The sequence below is a fragment of the Pseudomonas sp. B21-035 genome, assembly GCF_024748945.1.
In the GTDB taxonomy this organism is placed as follows: domain Bacteria; phylum Pseudomonadota; class Gammaproteobacteria; order Pseudomonadales; family Pseudomonadaceae; genus Aquipseudomonas.
Genome location: NZ_CP087179.1, coordinates 2,139,403 through 2,161,289, shown reverse-complemented (window position 1 = coordinate 2,161,289; position 21,887 = coordinate 2,139,403). Strand labels below are relative to the sequence as shown.

The 21,887-nt window shown below is 65.9% G+C and carries 21 protein-coding genes; 8 read left to right on the top strand and 13 right to left on the bottom strand.

From position 1 onward, the window contains the following. Positions 1–222: 222 nt before the first annotated feature. From LOY22_RS09935 to LOY22_RS09880, 12 genes are all read right to left on the bottom strand, one after another. Positions 223–1,098, bottom strand: coding sequence for an SDR family oxidoreductase (locus tag LOY22_RS09935; RefSeq protein ID WP_195883624.1), 876 nt, complete (start codon positions 1,096–1,098; stop codon positions 223–225). A gap of 30 nt (positions 1,099–1,128) precedes the next feature. Then, positions 1,129–2,277: an acetyl-CoA C-acetyltransferase gene (locus tag LOY22_RS09930; protein WP_258597277.1), complete on the bottom strand. Its 1,149-nt coding sequence runs from the start codon at positions 2,275–2,277 to the stop codon at positions 1,129–1,131. Between the two features lie 24 nt (positions 2,278–2,301). Next, on the bottom strand, positions 2,302–3,348 hold the full coding sequence (locus LOY22_RS09925; RefSeq protein ID WP_258597275.1) for an acyl-CoA dehydrogenase family protein: 1,047 nt from the start codon (positions 3,346–3,348) through the stop codon (positions 2,302–2,304). A gap of 10 nt (positions 3,349–3,358) precedes the next feature. After that, entirely contained in the window at positions 3,359–4,525 is a 1,167-nt protein-coding gene (locus LOY22_RS09920) for an acyl-CoA dehydrogenase family protein (protein WP_045201610.1), read from the bottom strand. Between the two features lie 10 nt (positions 4,526–4,535). Then, positions 4,536–5,291, bottom strand: a complete 756-nt coding sequence (locus LOY22_RS09915) for an enoyl-CoA hydratase family protein (RefSeq protein WP_093384780.1) — start codon at positions 5,289–5,291, stop codon at positions 4,536–4,538. A gap of 11 nt (positions 5,292–5,302) precedes the next feature. After that, positions 5,303–6,370, bottom strand: coding sequence for a nitronate monooxygenase family protein (locus LOY22_RS09910; protein ID WP_258597272.1), 1,068 nt, complete (start codon positions 6,368–6,370; stop codon positions 5,303–5,305). A gap of 2 nt (positions 6,371–6,372) precedes the next feature. Next, complete coding sequence (locus tag LOY22_RS09905) at positions 6,373–7,245, bottom strand: enoyl-CoA hydratase (protein ID WP_045201616.1); 873 nt, start codon at positions 7,243–7,245, stop codon at positions 6,373–6,375. A gap of 39 nt (positions 7,246–7,284) precedes the next feature. Continuing rightward, on the bottom strand, positions 7,285–8,088 hold the full coding sequence (locus LOY22_RS09900) for a CoA-transferase subunit beta (RefSeq protein ID WP_093384790.1): 804 nt from the start codon (positions 8,086–8,088) through the stop codon (positions 7,285–7,287). A gap of 11 nt (positions 8,089–8,099) precedes the next feature. Beyond that, on the bottom strand, positions 8,100–8,981 hold the full coding sequence (locus LOY22_RS09895; RefSeq protein ID WP_258597795.1) for a CoA transferase subunit A: 882 nt from the start codon (positions 8,979–8,981) through the stop codon (positions 8,100–8,102). A gap of 11 nt (positions 8,982–8,992) precedes the next feature. Further along, positions 8,993–9,892 carry a VOC family protein gene (locus LOY22_RS09890; RefSeq protein ID WP_093384794.1) on the bottom strand — a complete coding sequence of 300 codons (900 nt, stop codon included), beginning with the start codon at positions 9,890–9,892 and terminating at the stop codon, positions 8,993–8,995. Between the two features lie 141 nt (positions 9,893–10,033). Further along, on the bottom strand, positions 10,034–11,155 hold the full coding sequence (locus LOY22_RS09885) for an LLM class flavin-dependent oxidoreductase (protein WP_045201622.1): 1,122 nt from the start codon (positions 11,153–11,155) through the stop codon (positions 10,034–10,036). A gap of 126 nt (positions 11,156–11,281) precedes the next feature. After that, positions 11,282–12,466: a flavin-dependent monooxygenase gene (locus tag LOY22_RS09880; protein ID WP_258597269.1), complete on the bottom strand. Its 1,185-nt coding sequence runs from the start codon at positions 12,464–12,466 to the stop codon at positions 11,282–11,284. Between the two features lie 218 nt (positions 12,467–12,684). Between LOY22_RS09880 and LOY22_RS09875 the strand changes: the two genes are divergently transcribed. From LOY22_RS09875 to LOY22_RS09840, 8 genes are all read left to right on the top strand, one after another. Next, entirely contained in the window at positions 12,685–13,200 is a 516-nt protein-coding gene (locus LOY22_RS09875) for a flavin reductase family protein (RefSeq protein WP_195883615.1), read from the top strand. Between the two features lie 9 nt (positions 13,201–13,209). Further along, a complete protein-coding gene (locus LOY22_RS09870) occupies positions 13,210–14,889 on the top strand; it encodes an FAD-binding protein (protein WP_258597266.1) in 1,680 nt (559 codons plus the stop codon). After that, complete coding sequence (locus tag LOY22_RS09865) at positions 14,877–15,632, top strand: glucose 1-dehydrogenase (RefSeq protein WP_093384811.1); 756 nt, start codon at positions 14,877–14,879, stop codon at positions 15,630–15,632. Before LOY22_RS09870 ends, LOY22_RS09865 begins: the two co-directional genes overlap by 13 nt. Positions 15,633–15,651: 19 nt before the next feature. After that, entirely contained in the window at positions 15,652–16,737 is a 1,086-nt protein-coding gene (locus LOY22_RS09860) for a ferredoxin--NADP reductase (protein WP_258597263.1), read from the top strand. 99 nt (positions 16,738–16,836) lie between these two features. Continuing rightward, complete coding sequence (locus LOY22_RS09855) at positions 16,837–17,583, top strand: SDR family NAD(P)-dependent oxidoreductase (protein ID WP_093384815.1); 747 nt, start codon at positions 16,837–16,839, stop codon at positions 17,581–17,583. A gap of 66 nt (positions 17,584–17,649) precedes the next feature. Continuing rightward, entirely contained in the window at positions 17,650–19,221 is a 1,572-nt protein-coding gene (locus LOY22_RS09850) for a FadD3 family acyl-CoA ligase (RefSeq protein ID WP_258597261.1), read from the top strand. A gap of 202 nt (positions 19,222–19,423) precedes the next feature. Further along, positions 19,424–20,488, top strand: coding sequence for a hypothetical protein (locus LOY22_RS09845; RefSeq protein WP_258597259.1), 1,065 nt, complete (start codon positions 19,424–19,426; stop codon positions 20,486–20,488). After that, positions 20,485–20,877: a hypothetical protein gene (locus LOY22_RS09840; protein WP_258597257.1), complete on the top strand. Its 393-nt coding sequence runs from the start codon at positions 20,485–20,487 to the stop codon at positions 20,875–20,877. The genes LOY22_RS09845 and LOY22_RS09840 overlap by 4 nt, the downstream gene beginning before the upstream one ends. 120 nt (positions 20,878–20,997) lie before the next feature. On the opposite strand, the gene LOY22_RS09835 is transcribed toward LOY22_RS09840, so the two are convergent. Continuing rightward, positions 20,998–21,876, bottom strand: coding sequence for an SDR family NAD(P)-dependent oxidoreductase (locus LOY22_RS09835; RefSeq protein WP_258597255.1), 879 nt, complete (start codon positions 21,874–21,876; stop codon positions 20,998–21,000). Between the last annotated feature and the right edge of the window lie 11 nt (positions 21,877–21,887).

Below are 21,887 nucleotides of genomic sequence, written 5' to 3'. Positions count from 1 at the left end.
GCGGAAGTACCGGCGAGTGTGGCCAGATGCGCGGGCGGCAGAATCGTTTGCCTCGCCTAGTCCGGATGGCCGATGCGCCTGGGGTGCGGCCGATCGCGGGTCAAGTCGGGTCGCCGTACCGCCGCTCCCACAGGATTGGCAGTGCCTTCAAGACGGGTAACGCAAAAAAGCCGCGCCACCCTCACGGATGGCGCGGCCCGCCTAAGCGGCGCACAACCTCAATCAACTGCCATAGACTTTCTGCGCCGGCAGCGCCTCGGCCAGCAGTTGCTGCACCGCCGCACCCACCTCAGCCAGCGCCCAGCGGCCCTGGTTGTCCACCTGGGGCCCGCGCCGCCAGCCATCGGCAATCGACAGCTTGCCACCCTCGACTTCGAACATCTGCCCGGTCACCGCCTGGGACGCCGCCGACCCCAACCACACCACCAGCGGCGCGACGTTCTCCGGAGCAAAGTAGTCAAAGCCCTGCTCCGGGCGCTTCATCACCTCGGCAAACACCGCTTCGGTCATGCCGGTACGCGCCGCCGGGGCCAGGGCGTTGGCGGTAATGCCGTAGCGCCCAAGCTCCGCCGCCTGCACCAGGGTCAGCGAGGCGATCCCGCCCTTGGCCGCGGCATAGTTGGCCTGGCCAATCGAGCCCTGCAAACCGGCGCCGGAGCTGGTGTTGATGATCCGCGCAGTGAGCCTGGCGCCGCCCTTGGCCTGCTCGCGCCAATAGCGCACGGCATGGCTGGCCAGGCAGAAGTGGCCCTTGAGGTGCACGGCCATCACCGCATCCCAGTCGGCCTCGGTGAGGCTGGCGAACATGCGGTCGCGGCAGATGCCGGCGTTGTTGACCAGCACATCCAGGCCGCCAAAAGTCTCGATGGCCTGGCGCACGATCAGCCCGGCGTCGTCATAGCGGGTGATGTCGTCGCTGTTGGCCACGGCCACGCCGCCTGCCGCCTGGATCTGTTCGACCACGGCCTGGGCCGCATCGCGGTTGATGTCGTTGACCAGCACTTTCGCGCCTTCGCTGGCAAAAGCCTGGGCATAGGCGCGGCCGAGCCCGCCGCCGGCGCCGGTGATGATCACTACGCGGTTCTCGCAGCTGTGCATTGTCGCTCTCCCCTGTGTGGTTGCTGGCGCCTAAAGGCGCTCGATAATGGTCACGTTGGCCTGGCCGCCGCCTTCGCACATGGTCTGCAGGCCATAGCGCCCGCCACTGCGCTCCAGCTCATGGAGCAGGCTGCACATCAGCCGCGTGCCGGTGGCGCCCAGCGGGTGGCCAAGGGCAATGGCGCCGCCGTTGACGTTGGTCTGCGCATGGGGGTAGCCGGTCTCCTTGAGCCAGGCCATGGCCACCGAAGCAAAGGCTTCGTTGATTTCCACCCGGTCGATGTCAGCCAGGGTCATGCCGGCACGCTTGAGCGCATGGGCAGTGGCCGGGATCGGTGCGGTGAGCATCCATACCGGGTCGTCGCCGCGCACGCTGAGGTGATGGATGCGCGCCCGCGGCGTCAGGCCGTAGCGCTTCAAGGCCGCCTCCGAGACGATCAACAGCGCACTGGCGGCGTCGCAGGTCTGGCTCGACACCGCCGCCGTGACCCGCTCGCAGCCAAACAGGTATTCCAGCTCGGCCATTTTCGCCAGGCTGGTGTGGCGCGGGGTTTCGTCGTGCTCGACCCCTGCCAGCGGCACGATCTCGCGCTCGAAGTACCCCTGTTCGATGGCATGCAGGGCCCGCCGATGGGACTCCAGCGCATAGGCTTCCAGCTCGGCGCGGCTCAGCCGCCAGTGTTCGGCAATCATCTGCGCCGCGCGAAACTGGGTCGGTGGCTGCGCGCCGTAACGCCGCACCCAGCCTGTCGAGCCGCTGAACGGGTCGCTAAAGCCCAGGGGTTCGGCGGCGGTCATGGCCGAGGAAATCGGGATCTGGGTCATGGTTTGCACGCCACCGGCGATCACCACGTCCTGGGTGCCGCTCATCACCGCCTGCGCGGCAAAGTGCACGGCCTGCTGGGACGAGCCGCACTGGCGGTCGATGGTGGTGCCGGGCACCACTTGCGAAAGGCCCGCCGCCAGCCAGCTGGTACGGGCGATGTCGCCGGCCAGCGGGCCGATGGTGTCGACGCAGCCGAAGATCACGTCGTCGTAGTCGTCTTCGGGAATGCCGTTGCGCTCGACCAGCGCGCGCAGCACATGGGCGCCCAGGTCGGCGGCGTGGATCTGGCTCAGGCCGCCCTTGCGCCGCCCGGTGGGGGTGCGCAGGGCGTCGACGATATAGGCTTCAGGCATGCTCTACCTCAACAGGAAACAGGATCAGAAGGTGCTGCCGGCGCCAATCGCCAGGCCGCTTTCGAACAGCGCGGTACGCACCCGCGCCTTGTGCAGGCCGCGGTCGCCCCAGCATTTGTCCAGGGCCCAGGCACGCTTCATGAACAGCTGCAGGTCGACCTCCCAGGTGTAACCCATGGCGCCATGCACCTGAATGGCGTTCTTCGCCGCCAGCGCCGCTGCTTCGGCGCAGGCAAGCTTGGCGTGCGACACTTGCACGGCCTGGCCCGGCAGGTTGTGGGCGACGGCATGGGCGGCGCGGTACAGCGGGCCCTTGGCGAATTCGATGTGCACCGCGACGTTGGCCATCAGGTGCTTGACCGCCTGGAACGAGCCCACCGGCTTGCCGAACTGCTTGCGCTCGAAGCTGTAGTCCACCGCCAGATCCACCATGCGCTTGGCCAGCCCCAGCAGTTGCGCAGCATTGCCCAGGGCGCCGCGGTTGAAGGCATCAGCCCACAGCTGCCGCCCTTGCTCAGCGCTGGCAACGCAAGTAGACGCACTCGGCGTCCACTGCACCTGGAACAACTGGCGGCTGGGGTCGACCGACACATTGCGGGTCAGGCTGACTGCGCTGCGCTCCACGGCATGCACCTCGTCGCCATGGGCCAGCAACAGCAGCCCGGCCACATGCGCATCGCTGACCAGCGGGTTGCCCGGCTCGGCCACCGCCAGGCGCGCCTGGCCCTCGGCAACCTGCGCCAGCCAATGCTGGCGGCGCGGCGCGTCGACACCCGCGAGCAGCGGCACGCCCACCAGCATGGTCTCGACCAGCGGTTCGGGCAGCCCGGCGTAACCGCACTCCTGGGCCAGGAGGATGAAATCCAGCTCGTTCATGCCCATGCCACCGCAGGTTTGCGGCACGGTGATGGCGCTCAGGCCCAGGTCTACCAGTTGCCCCCACAGCGCATCGCAGCGCCCGCTGTCGCTTTGGCACAGTTCACGCAGGCGTTCCGGGGGCACTTCGTTGAGCAAAAAACTGCGCACGTTGTCCTGGAACAGCAATTGATCGCTGTTGAAACTAAAGTCCATGGTCTGCTCCTCAGGCGCGAGGCATGCCGAGCATGCGCTCGGCGATGATGTTGCGCTGGATCTCGTTGGTGCCGGCATAGATCGGCCCGGCCTGGGCAAACAGGAAGCCATCCAGCCACTGGCCGACATCGCCGGCGGCTGGTGCCTCGGGCAGCAGTTCGGCGCGCAGGCCAAGGATGCTCAGGGCGGTTTCGTGCATGCGCTGGTCGAGCTCCGACCAGAAGATCTTGTTGGTCGAGGATTCCGGGCCGATCTTGCCGCCCTTGCCCAGTTTCGAGGCGCTCATGTAGGTCGCCAGGGTGTAGGCCTCGGCGTCCAGCCAGGCGCGCATCACCGCCTCGGCAATCGCCGGGTCGCGGTCGGCAGCTTCACGGTTGTCCAGGTACAACTGCACCAGGCGCCGGGCGGTTTCCTGGAAGCGCGCGGGCGAGCGCAGCATCAATCCGCGCTCGAAACCTGCGGTGGACATCGCCACGTGCCAGCCCATGCCCTCGCCGCCCAGGGCGTTCTCTACCGGCACCTTGACGTCGTCGAAGAAGATCTCGGCAAAGCCCGGCAAGCCATTGAGCTGTGCAATTGGCCGTACGCTGATGCCGGGGCTGTCGAGCGGCAACAGGATGAAGGTCAGGCCGTGGTGGCGCTGGGAATCGGGGTCGGTGCGAAAGATGCCGAACAGCCAGTCGGCCCAGACCGCGCGGGTCGACCAGGTTTTCTGGCCGTTGATCACATAGTGGTCGCCAACCCGCTCGGCGCGGGAGCGGATCGCCGCCATGTCGGAACCTGCGCCCGGCTCCGACCAGCCCTGGGCCCAGATGTCCTGGCCGGTGGCCATGCGCGGCAGAAAGCGCGCTTTCTGCGCTTCGCTGCCGTATTCCATCAGGGTCGGGCCGAGCAGAAAGATGCCGTTCTGGTTGACCCGTGCCGGCGCCCCGGCGCGGTAGTACTCTTCTTCGAAAATCAGCCATTCGATCAGGTCGCAACCGCGCCCGCCGAGTTCGGTCGGCCAGGTGACCATGCCCCAGCGGCCTTCATTGAGGCGGGCCTCCCAGGCCCGGTGCTGGGCAAAACCGAGCTCGGTGTCGAACGATTGCAACGCTTGCGCCGGTACGTTGGCCGCGAGCCAGGCCCGGGCCTCGGCACGCAAGGCCTGTTGCGCCGGTGTGTAAGTCAGGTCCATCGCAGTACCTTCAGCCGTTGAAGTGGGCATCGCGCTTCTCGACGAACGAGTCACGCGCTTCCTGGGAATCCTGGGTGCGGTAGGCTTCGAGGGTGAAGCCCTGCTCCCAGCGGTATTTGTCTTCGAGATTGCCGTCCTCGATGCCGTTAAGCGCCTCCTTGGCCAGGGCGATCATCGCCGGGCTCTTGGCGGCAATGCTGCGGGCGATCTGTAGCGCGGTGTCGCGCAACGCCTCACGCTTGACCACCCGCTCGACGGCGCCCAGGCGGTAGGCTTCGGCGGCGTCGATCATCTCGCCGGTGAAGTACATGTGACGGACCTTCTGCACCGGGAACAGGCGCTGCAGGTGGGCACCGCCACCCATGGCGCCACGGTCCACCTCGGGCACGCCAAAGCGTGCGCAGTCGGCGGCGACGACGATGTCGGCGGCGCCGCAGATACCGATGCCGCCACCAAGGACAAAGCCGTGCACGGCAACGATCACCGGTTTCGGGTTGCGGTGGATGGCCTTGAAGCTGTCGTAGTTGCCCTTGTTGACCGCGACGATCAGGTTGCCGTCGGCGGCCAGTTCCTTGATATCGACCCCGGCGCAAAAACCACGGCCTTCGGCGCGGATGACGATCACCCGCACCTGTGCATCGCTGCCCAGCGCTTCAATGGCGCTGGCGATTGCCGCCCAGCCCTTGCAGTCGAAAGCATTCACCGGTGGCCGGTCGAAGACCAGCTCGGCAATGCCGTTGTCAATACTGACGCTAAATGTGCTCATGCCCTTCCCCTTCATGAAATACGGCGGCTCAGTTCTCCCAGGCGCGCTTCGGCGTCACCGACGATCTGCGCGATCAGTTCGGCGCAGCTGGGCAGGCTGTGAATGTTCGCTGCCACTTGCCCGGCCGGCAGTACACCCTCGGCGGGCAGGCCGTCGACCATGGCCTTCTGGATCACCATCGGCGCGTTGGCGGCCATCAGTGCCTGCGCCGCGCTCAGCTCGCCGCTGCCGCGCATTTTCAGCGCGCTAGCGAGCAACTGCGCCAGGCTGGTGCCGCTGTGGCGGCGGTAGGCCAGGCCACTTTTGAGCGCCAGCAACCAGCGCTTGAGGCCGCCGCTGGCTTCCAGCGCATCGAGCAGTTCGTTGCGGATCATCCGTTGCGGCATGCCGTCGATGGCGCGGCTGACGATCACTGCCGCCGGGTCGTTGACTGCCAGGTAGCGGGCCAGGGTCGCACTCGGCACCGGGCTTTCGGCGCTCATCAAAAAGCGTGTGCCCATGGCAATGCCGGCGGCGCCATAGGCCAGGGCGGCGACCAGGCCCTGACCGTCCTTGAAGCCGCCAGCGGCGACCACCGGCACCTTGAGCGCCTCGACCACCTGGCCGAGCAGCAGCGAAGTCGGCACCGCGCCGGTATGGCCGCCGCCCTCGCCGCCCTGGATGGTCACCGCGTCGGCGCCCATTTCCACCGCCTTTTGCGCATGCTTGAGGGCGCCAACGGTGGGGATGCAGACCACGCCGGCATCTTTCAGCCGGGCGATCATCTGCTTGCCCGGCGAACGGCTGTAGCTGACCGCCTTGACCTTGTGCCGAAGCACCAGCTCGACGATGTCGGCGGCATTGGCCTGGTACATGTGAAAATTGACCCCGAACGGCTGGTCGCTAAGGCGCCGGGTCTCGACGATCGCCGCTTCCATGCGTGCCGGCTCGATGGTCGCGCCGGCAAGAAAACCGAAGCCGCCGGCGTTACCGGTGGCCGCCACCAGGCGCGGTTCGGCGACCCAGCCCATGGCGGTCTGGATGATCGGGTAGCGACAGCCCAACAGTTCGGTGAGCGGCGTTTGCAAGCAGACCGTCATGCTTACACCCCCTCCGGCTTGCGCTGGGCACTGGCCATGGCGCGGGCGTCATAACCGCCCAGGCGGTCGCCGGACACCAGCTCGTTGTGGGCGTGAGCGAAGTGATGCAGGCCGAAGACCATGTCCATGGTCGCGCGCTTGCCCATCAAATCCTCGGCGTTGTTCACCGCCTGCTTGCTCAGCTGCAGGCCCAGGCGCGGCATTTGCGCGATGCGCTCGGCGATGGCCAGGGTTTCCGGCTCCAGGGCCTCGCGCGCCACCACGCGGTTGACCATGCCCATCTGGTAGGCCCGCGGCGCCGGCATCGGCGTGCCCATGAACAGGAATTCCTTGGCGATCCGCGGGTTGAGCTCATGCACGTGGGCAAAGTATTCGACCCCGGGGATGCCCATGCGCACCACCGGATCAGTGAAGTAGGCATCCTCGCTGGCGACGATCAGGTCACAGACCCAGGCCAGCATCAGGCCGCCGGCAATGCACGCGCCCTGGACCATGGCGATGGTCGGCTTGGGCATCTCGCGCCAGCGCCGGCACATGCCCAGGTACACCTCCTGCTCGCGGGCATAGAGAAACTCGCCGCCCGGTTTGTCGACGTGGTCGTACCACAGGCTGACGCGCTCGAAGCTCTGGTTGACGTCGCGCTCCGGGGTGCCGATGTCGTGACCGGCGGAAAAATGCCGGCCGGCCCCGCACAGCACGATGACCTTGACCGCGTCGTCGGCGCAGGCCCGGCGAAACGCCGCGTCCAGCGCGTAGGTCATGCGCGAGTTCTGCGCATTGTGGTACTGCGGGCGGTTCATGGTGACCATGGCCACCGCGCCACGGACCTCGTACAGCACCACCTCGGCCTGGTTGTTATTGTTCTGTTCGCTCATCGATTGCTACTCCGGCAAGGCGTACTGCCCGGGCCTGGCTCAACGCAGGTTGCGCTGGCCGGCGGGGTTGTCTTTCAACTGGCTGGCCCGCAGGTTGTGCGGGTCGAGGCGCCTGATCAGCTGCAACTGCGCCTCGCTGGGCGCGGCAGTAACCGGGCAATCGGCGTCCACCTGCAAGGCGAAGCCGGTGTTGTCCTGCACCTCATCGACACTCACCCCCGGGTGCAGCGAGCGGATCCGTACCTGGTGCTGCGGGCCGTGGAAATCGAGGACGCACAGGTCAGTGACGATCAGGCGGATATCCACCTCATCCAGCGCCCAGCCTCGGGCCAGGCGCGCGGGGTTGTAGCCGATCGAGGAGACCATATCGACCTCGCCTTCGACGAACACCCGGCGATTGTGGCTGGGCACGAAGAACGAGTTGGCATGGCTGATCGAGTTGCCCGGCAGGCCGCGCACCCCGAGCATCTGCGCCTTGGGCCGGGCATAGTCGCCGATGCACGAGAGGTTGGCCTGGCCGAAGCGGTCGATCTGGATCGGGCCGACCAGGGCATGGCGCTTGCCGCCCCAGACGTTGTCGAAAATCCGTGCAAAACCCATCCAGCTGTCGCGCTTGGGTTGATAGCCGTTGCGTGCGCCGAGAGGCACAGGTTCCGCGACCATGTAGGCTTCGGAATCGGTCATCAGCAACTGCGGGTTGCTGGTCAGCATGCTCAGGGAGGCGGCCAGGCGCGGGATCACCCCGATGCCGGTGGCCAGGACTTCACCGTCGTCGCGCCAGGCCTCGGAGGCGGCGCAGATCATCAGTTCGGCGAGGCTGTACGTCGTAGCTGGCGTGGTCATAGAAAACTCGCTTAGAAAACCGGCAGGGGAAGCTGGCGGATGGCGCCCAGGCCACCGACCTGTTCCAGGTACTGCTCGTGGGAGCAGGCGACAAATTGCTCGACATAGGCCTGCCAGCCCTCCTCGGCCTGGGCCGAGGAGGTGTAGGCCTTCAAATGCGGCACATCGAAACCGTACAGCGGCGCGCATGACGAGGGGTGCGCACCGCCCGGCACATGGGCCACGGCGGTGGTCAGGTTGCGCTCCCAGAACACCTGGTGCGCGCGCTCCGGCGCACTGTGGAAGTAGTCGCTGTCGACCAGCTGATCGCAGGTCACGTAGCTGTGGCGGGCGGCGCGCACGAACAGATCGTCCATGTAGTGGTCGGGGCCGCTGATCTGGCAGACCCCGCGGGCATCGGCACGGTCGACGTGGATCAGCGCCGCGTCGAGGTCAAGCGCCGGCATCGCCACCCAGTCCTTGCCGTCGGCATAGGGCGAGGCCACCAGTTTGATTTGCGGGTTGTGGCGCAGCACATCGGTGCCCAGGCCGACCGCCGTGGGAATGAACGGCACGCCCATGGCCGCCGCGCGCAGGCCGAGCAGGAGCATGCCTTCGTCGATCTCCATGACCTCGATGGCGGCGTCCTGGCGGGCCTTGCGAAAGTACGGCTCGAGCGGAATGAAATCGAGCGAGACGAAGGCGAACACCAGCTTCTTCACCTTGCCCGCGGCGCAAAGCATGCCGACATCGGCACCGCCGTAGGCGACCACAGTCAGGTCCTTGAGGTCGGAACGCAGGATCTCGCGGATCAGCGCCATAGGCTTGCGCCGCGGGCCCCAGCCCCCGATGCCGAGGGTCATGCCGTCGCGCAGCTGGCCGACCATCTGCGCCGTGGTCATTTGTTTGTCCATCATCGTTGTCCTCATGGGCGGCCGACACTGAAGTCGTGGCCCCAGTGGCTGACCACCGTGCTTTCGAAGGGGGTGTGCTGGTTCCAGTCGACCACCAGGCCGTCACAGCCGTACTCCAGGTCAAAGCCTGAAGGGGTTTTCATGTAGAACGAGACCATCTGGTCGTTGGTGTGCTGGCCAAGGGTGGCCGAGAGCTTGACGCCGTGGGCGTGCATGCGGTCCAGGGCGCGGCCGACCTCGTCGAGGCCGTCGACCTCGACCATCATGTGCACACAGCCATGGGGCACCGGGCATTCGAAGATCGCCAGGGAGTGGTGACGGCCATTGTTGCAGTGCAGAAAATGAATGCGCTTTTCCGGCTCGCCCGGGTCAGGGGTGAAGCGCACTTTCATCAGGTCCGAGAGGCCAAAGCCCATGACCCGCTGATAAAAATCACGGCAGCGCTCAAAGGTTGGCGCCGGCAGCACCACGTGGCCCATGCCCAGCTCATGGGTGACAAAGCCCTTGACTGCCACCGGCGAGACAAAGCGGGCGAAATCCTGGCGCGGGCCCCAGAACAGTTCGTGGCGGTTGCCGTCCGGGTCGCAGAACTGCGCCACCGCCTGGACCTTGCGCAGCTCGGCCTGGGCGGCATTGCCGCGCTCGACGGCGATATCGGCCTGCTGCAGCTCGGCGATTGCCTGCTCGAAGGCGGCCTCGCCGGCCAGCTCCCAGCCACAGGCGCCGAAGCTGTCCTGGTCGCTGTGCAACACCAGGAGGCGGTACGGGCGATCGTCCATTTTCAGATACAGCCGGGCGCTGTCAGCGCCCTCGCCGGCCACCATCATGCCCAGCACCTGGGTTGCGTAATGACGCCATTGCGCCAGGTCGGTGGACAGCAGGGTGACGTAACCCAGGCCGCGGATATCCATGCTTGTTGTCCTCGCGTTGATCGACGTGTTGAGCGCTATTCAAGCCCGCTGCACAAGGCCGGGCATCGTCTGTTGGGACTAGCGCTATCGGGTGAATTTCGCGGGTCTGTGGGAGCAGGCTTGACCCGCGATGCTTTCACCTCACTGCTTGCGAAAATGCGGAATCACCTTCTCGCCGATGTTGCGCAGGGTCTCCAGCTGCGCCCATTGCGGCACCGTGCCCATCTGGCAGATGAACAGGATCTCGTCGGCGCCGGCATCAATCAGGCGTTGCACGTAACCGATGCAGTCCTCGACCGTGCCGTAGGCATGGTTGGGGTTCATCATCGCCATGGTCGGGTCGGAGAAGTCGACGCTGACTTCCTCGGAGGCAAAGCGCGACTTGATCACCGCCTGGCCGTTGCCGTCGACGTAGGTGTCGTCTTTCCACTTTTGCGGGTCTGGCCGCTCGCCGCCGCCGTACCAGTAGCCCAGCGACTCCATGAAGTAGCGCTGGCCACGGATGCCGATGCGCCGCGCCAGTTCGTTGTCGTCGAGGACGATGGCCGGGCACAGCGCGGCGATGTGGCGGTTGGGGCGAAAGCCGACCTGCTGCTTGGCGTCACGGTTGTCCCAGGCCTGGTGGTACACCTCGACCTTCTTGGCGATTTCCTCCGGGCCGCCGAAACCCAGCACCAGCGCGCCCATGCCACGCCCGCCGGCGTTCTTCAGCGATTCGGTGTTGGTGCAGGCCAGGTACATCGGCGGGTGCGGGTCCTGGTACGGCTTGGGATGGATCGGCCGCTTGGGGATCTGCACGAAGTCGCCGTGGTGCTCGATCTCGTCCTGGACGAAGATTTTCGGGATCAGGTACATGGCTTCATCGATCTGCGGCTGCAGGGTCGCCAGGTCGTAGCCGAAGGTGCCGGCCTCCTGTTGGGTACCGCCCTTGCCCACGCCGAAATGCACCCGCCCCTTGGACAGCAGGTCGAGGGTAGCGATGCGCTCGGCGACCTTGACCGGGTGGTTCATCGCCGGCGGCAGGCACACCACGCCATGGCCGATGCCGATGCGCTCGGTCTTGCCGGCGACAAAGGCGAGCATGGTTTCTGGCGCCGACATGTGCGAGTAGTTGCTCAGGGCGGTGTGTTCCACGCACCAGAAGGTGTCGAAACCGAGCTGGTCGGCCAGTACTGCCTGCTCGACGGTGTCATCGAAGATCTTGCGGTCGCCTTCGCGGCTGGAGTCCACCGTCTGTGCTTCGTAAATCAATGAGAATTTCATGCTTGATCCTTGTTCTTGTTAACGGCTCGGTCGGCGCCAGGGACCCGCGCCTTGCCACCATGCTCGGGGATCGCCGCGCCGCTCGAATCCCGCAAACGGACTAGCCGGTTTCTGTGATCTGGCGCTTCAGAGGAAGAAGTCGCTGCTGTCCTGGCCCATGCTCACGCCGCCCAGGTTCCAGGCGTACTTGGCCGGGTTGTTGGCAACGTGGGCGCGGCCGGTATGAATGTCGCGAAAGGCGCGGTTGATGGCGTGGCTGCAGAAAATCGTCGAGGCGCCGCTGTTGAACATCAGCTCGGCCACCGCCTTGGCGCACTTGTCGGCGACCAGCGCCGAGTCGTAGCGCATCTTCACCCGCGTCTGCATGGCCAGGGCGTCGCCGGCCTCGGCGGCCTTGAGCATGAAATCGAAGTTGCGCAGCAGCACCGTGCGGCACTCGTCGACGCAGACCATGGCATTGGCCAGGGCGGTTTGCGCCGCCGGGTCCTGGAGCATCTTGCGCCCGTCATTGACCCCGACCCGGCTGCGGTTGTGCTCAACGAACAGATCGATCGCGCCCTGCAGGGCGCCAATGGCCGACGACGACACCGCGCGCACGAAGATCTGCCCGAACGGCAGGCGGAACAGCGGCGCGCTGTTGACCGCGTTGCCCGGGCTGTACTGCATGAAACCGTCAGCAGCGCGGTGGGTGCGGTACTCCGGGACGAAGGCATCGCTCACCTGGATGTCGTGGGAGCCGGTCGCCTCCAGGCCCATGACATTCCAGTTGTCGATGATCTGGTAGTCGCTGCGCGGCACCAGGAAGGTCCGGTAGTCCGGCGCCCCGCCCGCCTCTTGCGGCGGCACCAGGGCGCCAAGGAAGGCCCACTGGCAATGCTTGCTGCCCGACGAAAAGCCCCAGCGGCCGCTGAGCTTGAAGCCGCCCTCGACCCGCTCGACCTTGCCCACCGGCATATAGGACGACGAAATCAGCACGCTGGAATCCTGGCCCCAGACATCCTCGGCGGCGCGGTCGTCGAACAGCGCCAGTTGCCAGTTGTGGATGGCCACCACCCCCAGCACCCAGGCCGAGGACATGCAGCCTTCGGCGAGGGTCATCTGCACCTCGAAAAAGTCCCGTGGCTGCAGCTCGTAGCCTTGCCAGCGCGCCGGCTGAAGGATGCGGAAAAACCCGGCGTCGTGGAAATCGCGCAGGGTTTCTTCCGGTAGCTGGCCACGTTGCGCGGCATGGGCGGCACGTTCACGCAGGATCGGCACCAGCTCGCGGGCGCGCTGGGCCAGACGCTGGCGTATCAGGTCGTGATTGAGCATGTTGTTGTTCTCCTCTGATCACCCCGTCCGCCGGGGCGCGCGTGCAGCAGAGGCGCAACCGGCCTCTGCCCCGGCATTCAAGCAAGGCGCCCGACGGCCAACATCCCTCAAACGGACCATGCCGCGCCGGCGTGGCTCGACTAGTCCCCTCGGACGATGTTGGGCCTTGCACCGATTGCAAGAATTCATCGCACTCCAAGCCAACCAGAGGCCGTGCGATGAACAACAACAATCTCAAAGCCGACATGCTCCAGGCCATGCGCCGCCTGGCCAAGTCCGTGACCATCATCAGTACCAGCAACGGCACCCAGCGCTTCGCCATGGCCGCCACTGCGGTCGACTCGCTGAGCACCGAGCCGCCGTCGCTGCTGATCTGCGTCAACACCAGCGCCTCACCGCATGCCGCCCTGGCGGACGGCGCCGACTTCTGCGTGAACATCCTCGGCGTCGAGCAACAAGACCTGGCGCACCTGTGCAGCGGCGCGATCAAGGGCGAGGCACGCTTCGAGCGCGGCGACTGGCAGACCAGCGAAGAAGGCATTCCGTTTCTGGCCGACGCGCAGTCATCGATTCTTTGCCGCCAAGACGGGCGCATGACCTATGGCACCCACACCATTTTCATTGGCCGCATCCTGCGCATCCGCACCAGCGCCAGCATCACCCCGCTGGTGTACCTGGACGGCAGCTACACCACCACCGCAGCGCCTGCGCGCATGATCGCGGCAGCGGGCTGAGGCCGGGCCATGAACAGCCTGAGCGCATTGGCGCCGCTGCGGGTGGAGCATGCGGGAGAGCTGCACTGGCACGCCGCGGCCGAGCTGCTGGTGGTCGGCTTTGGCGGCGCCGGGGTCTGCGCCGCCATCGAGGCCGCCAGCAGCGGCCTCAGTGTGCTGGCCCTGGACCGCTTCGCCGGTGGCGGCGCCACGGCGCTCAGCGGTGGCGTGGTCTATGCCGGTGGCGGCACGCCCTACCAGCAGCGCGCCGGCTACCCGGACAACAGCGAGGCGATGTTCAACTATTTGCGCCAGGAAGTCGGCGAGGCGGTATCGGCCGACACCCTGCGCGACTTCTGCGAGCGCAGTGTCGAGCAACTGGCCTGGCTGGAGCGCCACGGCGTGGCCTTCGAAGCCAGCGTGCCGCCACAGAAAACCTCCTACCCCAGCGACCGTTACTACCTCTACTACTCGGGCAACGAAGCAGTGCCGGCCTACGCCGCGCAAGCCACACCCGCCCCTCGCGGGCACCGCGCCAAAGGCCCGGGCATGTCCGGTGCCAGCCTGTTTGCGCCGCTGCGCGCCAGCGCCCTGAAGCTCGGCGTGCGCCTGCGCAGCCAGTGTGAAGTGCGCCAGCTGGTGGTCGACAACCACGACCGGGTGCTCGGTGTGGTTGCCTGGCAACTGCCTGCCGATAGCCGCGCCGCCCGCCGCCATGCACGCCTGGCGCGCTGGGTCAGCGTCCTGCAGATGTACGCCCCGGCGCTGGCCGAGGTGCTGCGCAAGCGCCTGCGACAGATCGAGCAGCGCCATGCCGTGCGCACCCTGATTCGCGCCGAAAAAGGCCTGCTGCTCAGCTGTGGCGGTTTTATTTTCAACCGCGAGCTGGTGGCCCGGCACGCGCCGCAGTACCTGGCCGGCCTGCCGCTGGGTAGCAGCGCCTGCGATGGCAGCGGCTTGCTCCTGGGCCAGAGCGCAGGCGCCAGCCTGGCGCGGATGGACAAGATCAGCGCCTGGCGCTTTATCAACCCGCCGCTGGCCTGGGCCCGCGGCATGATCGTCAACGGCCTGGGCCTGCGCTACTGCAACGAAGAGGTGTACGGCGCCACCCTCGGCCACGCCATGGTTGAAGAACAGAGCGGCAAGGCCATCCTGATTCTCAACCGCGCCCTGGTGTGCCAGGCGCTCAAGCAGGTCGGCCCGGGCAAGGTGTGGAACTTCCAGCGTTTGCCGGTGCTGCTCAACCTGCTGTTCAACGCCAAACGCGGCCACAGCCTGGAACAGCTGGCCGAACGCTGCGCCTTGCCCGCCGGCAACCTGCGCCAGAGCGTGGCGCAGTACAGCAGCGCGGCCCGAGGCGAAATCGCCGACCCGCTGGGCAAGTCGGCGGCGATGCTCTGCCCGCTGGACAGCGGCCCCTGGTATGCCCTCGACCTGTCCTATGACAGCCGCCTGTTCCCCTGCCCGGCCCTGACCCTGGGCGGCCTGCGCGTCGACGAGCGCAGCGGCGCGGTGCTCGACCTGCACGGCGCGCCGATCGCCGGGCTGTACAGCGCCGGGCGCAATGCCGTGGGCGTGGCCTCCAACCTATATGTCTCCGGCCTGTCCCTGGCCGACTGCATTTACTCCGGGCGGCGCGCTGCGGCGCATATCGCCGCGCACGCCGCCCGCAACCCCGCACCATCAGGAGAACAACCATGCAACGTGTAGAAGGCAAAGTCTGCATCGTCACCGGCGCCGCCAGCGGTATCGGCCGCGAGGACGCCCTGCTGCTGGCCAGCCAGGGCGCCCGGGTGGTGCTTACCGACCTCAATGAACAGGCCGGTCGCGAAGTCGCCGCGCAGATTGGCAGCAAGGCGCTGTTCATCCGCCACGACATCGCCAGCGAAAGCGACTGGCAGCAGGTGGTCAAGACCACCCTGGAGCACTTCGGGCGCCTCGATGTACTGGTCAACAACGCCGCCATCCTGGTTGCCGGCACCATCGAGGACACCTCGCTGGAAACCTGGCAGAAGGTCCAGACGATCAACGGCGACGGTTACTTTCTCGGCTGCAAATATGCCATTGAAGCCATGAAGGACAGCGGCGGCGGCTCGATCGTCAACATGTCCTCGGTGGCCGCCCTGGGCGCCATGCCGATGTTCTGCGCCTATTCGGCCTCCAAGGGCGCGGTGGCGGCGATGACCCGCTCCATCGCCCTGCACTGCAAGCAGCAGGGGTATCGCATCCGCTGCAACAGCGTGCACCCGGACGGCGTCAACACGCCGATGACCCAGGCCCTGGCCGGTGGCCAGCCGATCGACCAGGCGCTGCTCGACCAGGACCCGATGAACCGCATGTGCGCGCCGCGCGATATCGCCAACGTGGTGCTGTTTCTGGCCAGCGACGAATCGAACTTCGTCAACGGCGCCGAACTGCGGGTGGACAACGCGCAATTGATCAGCGGCATTTGAGGCGAAGATGAACATGGGCATGCAAGCGCTTGGGCAGGACTCGCTGGTGTCGGCCAGCGGCAGCTATCGGCTGCAGGTTTGCGCGGTGATCGACGAAACCGCCGATGCGCGCTCGCTGGTCCTGGAGGTGCCGGCGCAGCTGCACGAGCGCTTTCGCTACAAGCCGGGGCAGTTCCTGAGCTTTCGCGTGCCCTGTGCCGGCAAACTGCTGACCCGCTGCTACTCCATGGCCAGCTCGCCGCTGTGCGATGCCCGGCCCAAGGTGACCATCAAGCGGGTTGTCGACGGGCGGGTGTCGAACTGGATGAACCAGCAGGTGCAGGTCGGCGACTGGCTCGAAGTGCTGCCACCGGCCGGGCATTTCTGCCTGGATGAACGCCTGGCCACTGACCCTTCACGGCCACTGGTGCTGTTTGCCGGTGGCTCGGGTATCACCCCGGTGATGTCGATCCTCAAGTCGGTGCTGCACAGCGGCGCTCGATCCATCAGGCTGGTGTATGCCAACCGCGACGAAACCTCGGTGATCTTTCGCGACGAACTGCGCCAGCTGAGCCAGGATCACCCGCAGCGCCTGCAGGTGATCCACCTGCTCGATTCACTGCAGGGCTTTTTGCGCGACGCCCAGGTCCAGCAACTGGTCAGCGAAATGCGCGGCGGCGACTACTTCATCTGCGGCCCGGGGCCGTTCATGGACACCGTCGAGCGCAGCCTGCTGGCCCTGGGCGAAGCTGCCGAGTGCATCCATGTCGAGCGCTTCGTCTCGCCGCCCGACCCGGATCAACTCGCCGCGCAAGAGGCCGTTGCCCGCGCCGTCAGCAGCGACTCGGCCTGTGAGCTGTTGCTGGTCGAGCTCGATGGCGAGCAACACGAAATCCGTTGCCAGCCCGGCGATACCCTGTTGCAAAGCTGCCGGGCGGCGGGCCTGGACGTGCCCTCTTCGTGCGAAGAAGGCTTTTGCGGGGCCTGCATGTGTACGGTGCTCGAGGGTGAAACGCATCTTTCGCGCAACGATGTGCTCAGCGCCCGCGAGTTGGAGCAAGGCTGGACCCTGGCCTGCCAGAGCCGGCCACTGGGCGCGCGGGTGCGCTTGCGCTTCCCCGGCTGAGGGGCTGTGCCCGCTAGTCTCATCGGACGATCACTGCGGCCCCGACTGCGGTTAGACTCGGCGCCAGCAGCTCCACAACAATAAGACAGAGGTTCAGTTATGGCTCGTTTGCACAACAAGGTCGCCGTGGTTACCGGCGGCGCATCGGGTATCGGCCTGGCGTGCGTGCGCCGCTTCATTGCCGAAGGCGCCGAGGTCGTCGGCCTGGACATTGGCGAGGCGCCGGCGGACTTCCCCGGCCTGTTCATGAGCCTGGATGTGCGCGATGAAACCCGCGTGCAGCAGGTGATGAGCGAAGTCATCAGCCGCTTCGGGCGTATTGATGTGCTGGTCAATGCCGCCGGCGTCGCCGACCAGGGCAGCGTGACCCAGACCAGCACCGCCAACTGGCAGCGGGTGCTGGACATCAACCTCACCGGCAGCATGCTCACCAGCAAGCACGTGCTGGCGCAGATGGAGGCCCAGCGCAGCGGCTCGATCATCAACATCGGTTCGATCTTCGGCCTGCAGGGCTGCGACGGCAACGTTGCCTACAACGTCTCCAAGGGCGGCATCAACCAGCTGACCCGCTCGATGGCCATCGACTACGGCTACGCCAACATCCGCGTCAACGGCCTGTGCCCGGGCCTGATCGAAACGCCGATGACCAGCATGGTCCGCGAACAGCAGGCATTCCACGCCTTCTTCGCTTCGCAGCACATGCTCAACCGTTCCGGGCAGCCGGACGAAGTGGCCAACGTCGCGCTGTTTCTTGCCTCTGACGAAGCGTCGTTCGTCAGCGGCCAGATGATTGCCGTGGACGGCGGTTTCTCCGCTGGCCGCCGCTTCGCCCCGCCTAGCGCCTGACCCGCGGTGCCGGGCAGCCTGCCCGGCGCTTTCCCTGCTCATTCATCCTCAGCCTGAGGAGGCATCATGCTGCCTGTCGAAAACGCTCAGACCATCGCCCAACTGTTCGCCCGCGCCGCCCGGGACTACGGCGACAGCCCGGCCATCGAAGACGGCGGGCAGCGCATCAGCTACCGCCAGCTCGAGCTGTTGCGCCAGCAGGCCGCCCGCGCCCTGCTCGCCCTGGACGTGCAAGTGGCCGACCGGGTGGCAGTGTGGGCGCCCAACCTGTGGGAATGGATCGTTGCCGCCGGCGCCCTGCAGAGCATCGGCGCCACCCTGGTGCCGTTGAACACACGGATGAAAGGCAGCGAGGCCGGGCACATCCTGCGCGAGAGCGGCACCTGCGTGCTGTTTTGCATCAGCCGCTTTCTGGATAACGACTACCCGGCCATGCTCGCCGACCAAACCCTGCCGGCCCTGCGCCAGGTGATCAGCCTGCGCCCGGCAGAGCCGCGCCACGGCGGCCTGGCCTGGGAGGCGTTCATGGCCCTCGCCGAGCAAGTGCCGCAGGCGCTGTTGCAGGCCCGCGAGCAGCAGGTCGGGCCGCAGACCCTGTCCGACCTGTTGTTTACCTCCGGCACCTCCGGCAAGCCCAAGGGCGTGATGACCGCCCACGGCCAGAATCTGCAGGTGGTGCGCGACTGGAGCGAGATCGTCGGCCTGCGCCGGGGCGATCGCTACCTGATCGTCAACCCGTTCTTCCATTCCTTTGGCTACAAGGCCGGCTGGCTGGCAGCGTTGATGCGCGGCTGTACCATCATCCCGCAGCAGGTGTTCGAGGTGCAGGCGCTGCTCGACTGCGTGCAGCGCCAGCGCATCAACATCCTGCCCGGGCCGCCGACCCTGTATCAGTCGCTGCTGGCCCACCCGCAACGCCAGAACTACGACCTGAGCTCCTTGCGCGTCGCCGTCACTGGCGCCGCCGCGATCCCGGTGGAGATGATCGGGCGCATGCGCGAGGAGCTGGGCTTTGCCACCATCGTCACCGCCTACGGCCTGACCGAAGCCTGCGGCTTTGCCAGCATCTGCCGCCCCGGCGACAGCGCCGAGCGGGTCGCCAGCACCAGCGGCCGGGCCATGCCAGGGGTTCAGATCCGCTGCGTCAACAGCAGCGGCGCCAGGGTGCCGGCCAACGTACCTGGCGAGGTGTTGATCCGCGGCTACAACCTGATGCACGGCTACCTCAACGACCCGCAGGCAAGCCTCGAAGCGGTGGATGCCGAGGGCTGGCTGCACACCGGCGACATTGGCGTGCTGGATGAACAGGGTTACCTGCGCATCACCGACCGGCTCAAGGACATGTTTATCACCGGTGGCTTCAACGTTTACCCGGCGGAGATCGAACAGACCTTGCTGCAGTACCCCGGGGTGGCCCAGGCTGCCGTGATTGGGATTGCCGATGAACGCCTGGGGGAAGTGGCCATGGCCTTCTTGCTGGCGGTGCCTGGACAGGTGATCGACGTGGCGCAGTTCAATACCTGGTGCCGTGAGCAGATGGCCAACTACAAAGTGCCGCGGCGGGTGCAAGTGGTCGAAGCCTTGCCGCTCAATGCCACGGGCAAAGTGGCCAAGCAGGTGTTGCGCGGCTGGGTGTGAGGGCTGCTGTGCAGCCCATCGCCGGCAAGGCCGGCGATTGAGCCAGAAGGGGTCGTAATCCAGACACCACCTGATGCGTTGCCAGTCCCACAGGGCGATGAATCCGATTTTACTGTGGGACGCTTCCGAATCAGTTCGACGGTGCGCCAAGGCGTGAATGCCAGTGCTAGGTTCCGGGCCTCTTTGCCCAAGGAACCTGCGCATGACAAGGACGCCCTCTTCCGTTTTATCCCCTGCTCCGGCGATAACCGCCACCAGTTCCACCTTGCAGCCAGGCTTCTACATCGTGCCGCGCAGCATGTCAGGCACCCAGGTGCTGGCCCTGCTGACGGCGCAACAAGGGCCTCAATTGATCGCTCGATTGCAACGGCTTAACCCGACCTTTGCCACAGGCTTTAAAGCCGGGGAAATCTTCGTCATCGGTGACCCGGACATCACCAGCGCCTGCACCCGCGAAGAGGCCGAACTGATGACGGCCGCCGCGCAGGTGCGCGAAAGCCTGGCTGCGCTGAGTGTTGAGGAAGCCAATTTCATGATGCGCCATCAGGCCGAGATTGCCGGGCTGTCCGCCGGGGCGAGCCAGGCCATGGGCGTGGGCAAGGACATTCTGGAAAAGGGCTTGCGCCAGGTCGAAGCAACCTTGCGCAGCATCGAGCAACTGCACCAGCGTGAGTTCAGCCGCAACGGCCGCTTGAACAGCCCGGACTTTTTCAATGCCCGCCAGCGGCTGTACTTGCAGCTCGACGCGCAGCTCAAGAGTGCCTTTTTGAACAAGCAGCTGAATCTTGGCAGCTACGACAGCTTGCGCAAGGACCTGGGCATTTCGACCCGCAGCCTGGTACACCACTGGAACCGTGCCGGCGGGGCCGGGCAGATTCCGGGGTATGCGACGCATCTGGAGCAGGTGGCGAAGACGGCCAATTACCTCAAGTATGGTGGGTATGTCGGGATTGGCCTAGGTGGGACGGCGTCGTGGTTGACGGTGCGCGATGCTTGTCGGGTCGGGGAGACGGAATCTTGTAAGCGCATCCGTTACACACAAACCGGTAGTTTAACTGGCGGTTTGCTTGGAGGTATTTACGGCGCACGAGCTGGAAGCCTCGCAGCATTTCTAACGTGTGGCACGGTGGCAGCCGTGACAGCAGGCGTTGGGGGAGCTGTTTGCGGGATTGTCCTGGTCGGAGGAGGATCGTTGGCTGGCGCTGCAGGTGTTGGAATGGGAGGAGAATGGGTGGGGGATGTGATTTTTGGACTAACAAGGCCATGAGCGGGTTCTGGTATTCATGGTGGGCTGTCGCTTTCATGATTTCTCCGTTCACGCTTGCGTTCATCGGTTTAGCGATGAGTATCCAGATCACCTGCGGCCGTGACTTCAATGTCATGCTCTCGGCACTACCAAACAGCTGGCGGCTTCAAAATCGAACTACCAATTTTGGCAACGCCAGCTTGAGGTCACGTTGGCATCTGGTAAACACAGTCAGCGGCGCCATGCTTTATCCCGGGTTCTGCATCCGCAAAGGGCTGTTCGATCCAGGTGAACTGCAAGAATTCCCGGCCCCTCTCAAGCGTAAGATGATCATCTCTTCCTGGTTGTCTATTGTTGGCTTTGCATGGCTGATGATAGGCGCAGGATTGCTAAAGCTCAGCAATGGATAAAGGGATGAGGGGCTTGCCGGCAATCAAGCACGCAGCGGACGTAGTTCCGGCAATATTGATTTGCGGGCTGGACTGGCCTCATCGCGGGTCAAGCCCCCCGCAGGGGTCGTAATCCGCCGCTCAGATCACCCGCGCCGGATGTTGCTGGCGCGGGTCGCCGAGCAAGCCGCGATGGGAAGGCGGCTGGCGCCCGCCCGCTTCGCTGATGCCATACCCAGCGGCTATCTCGGCAGTGATCAGGGTTTGCCCGGAATAGCGCATCAACTGCGGGTCATTGAGCAGCGCATGAATCACCCGCCCATTGAAGTGCGGGGTCTCGGCATCGGCAAGAAACGCCTTGTACTGCTCACCATGCTGCTCGCCGGCAATCCGCGTGCGCTCGGTCAGTTGCGGGCCTAACCATAGCGACACGGCGGCGACGCCCTGGCCTTCGAAATCGATGGCCATGTCGGCGGCCAGCTTGTCGCAGCCGGCCTTCTGCGCGCCATAAGCCGGCCCATGCATGTAGCAGCCAGCGCCAAACGATGAGGTGAAGCACACTAGCCCCTGGCGGCTGCGCAGCAACAGCGGCGCGCCATGGTAGCTGGCGACATAGGCTGAACGCAGGCCGACGTCGAGGATGCCCGCCAGCGCCAGCGGTTTGCTCCAGAACGGCCCCGGTTCGATCAACTGGTCATGGATGAACGCCGCGTTGTTGACCAGCAGATCCAGGTGCCCGCATTCGCGCTCGACCCGGGCGAACAGCGCCTGCACCTGGGCATCGTCGGCGTGATCGCAGGTCACCGCGATACCTTGCCCGCCCACCGCGCTGATGGCCTCGGCGGTGGCCTGCAGGTCGCCGTCCAGGGCATGCCCGTACAAATGTGAACCGCCCTGCCCGCGGGCCCGGCCGGTAACGTAAACGGTCATGCCGGCCGCGCCGAGGGCCAGGGCGATACCCTGGCCGACACCGCGGCTGGCGCCGGTGACCACGGCAACCTGCCTGTGTTGTGTACTCATGGGGTGCATCC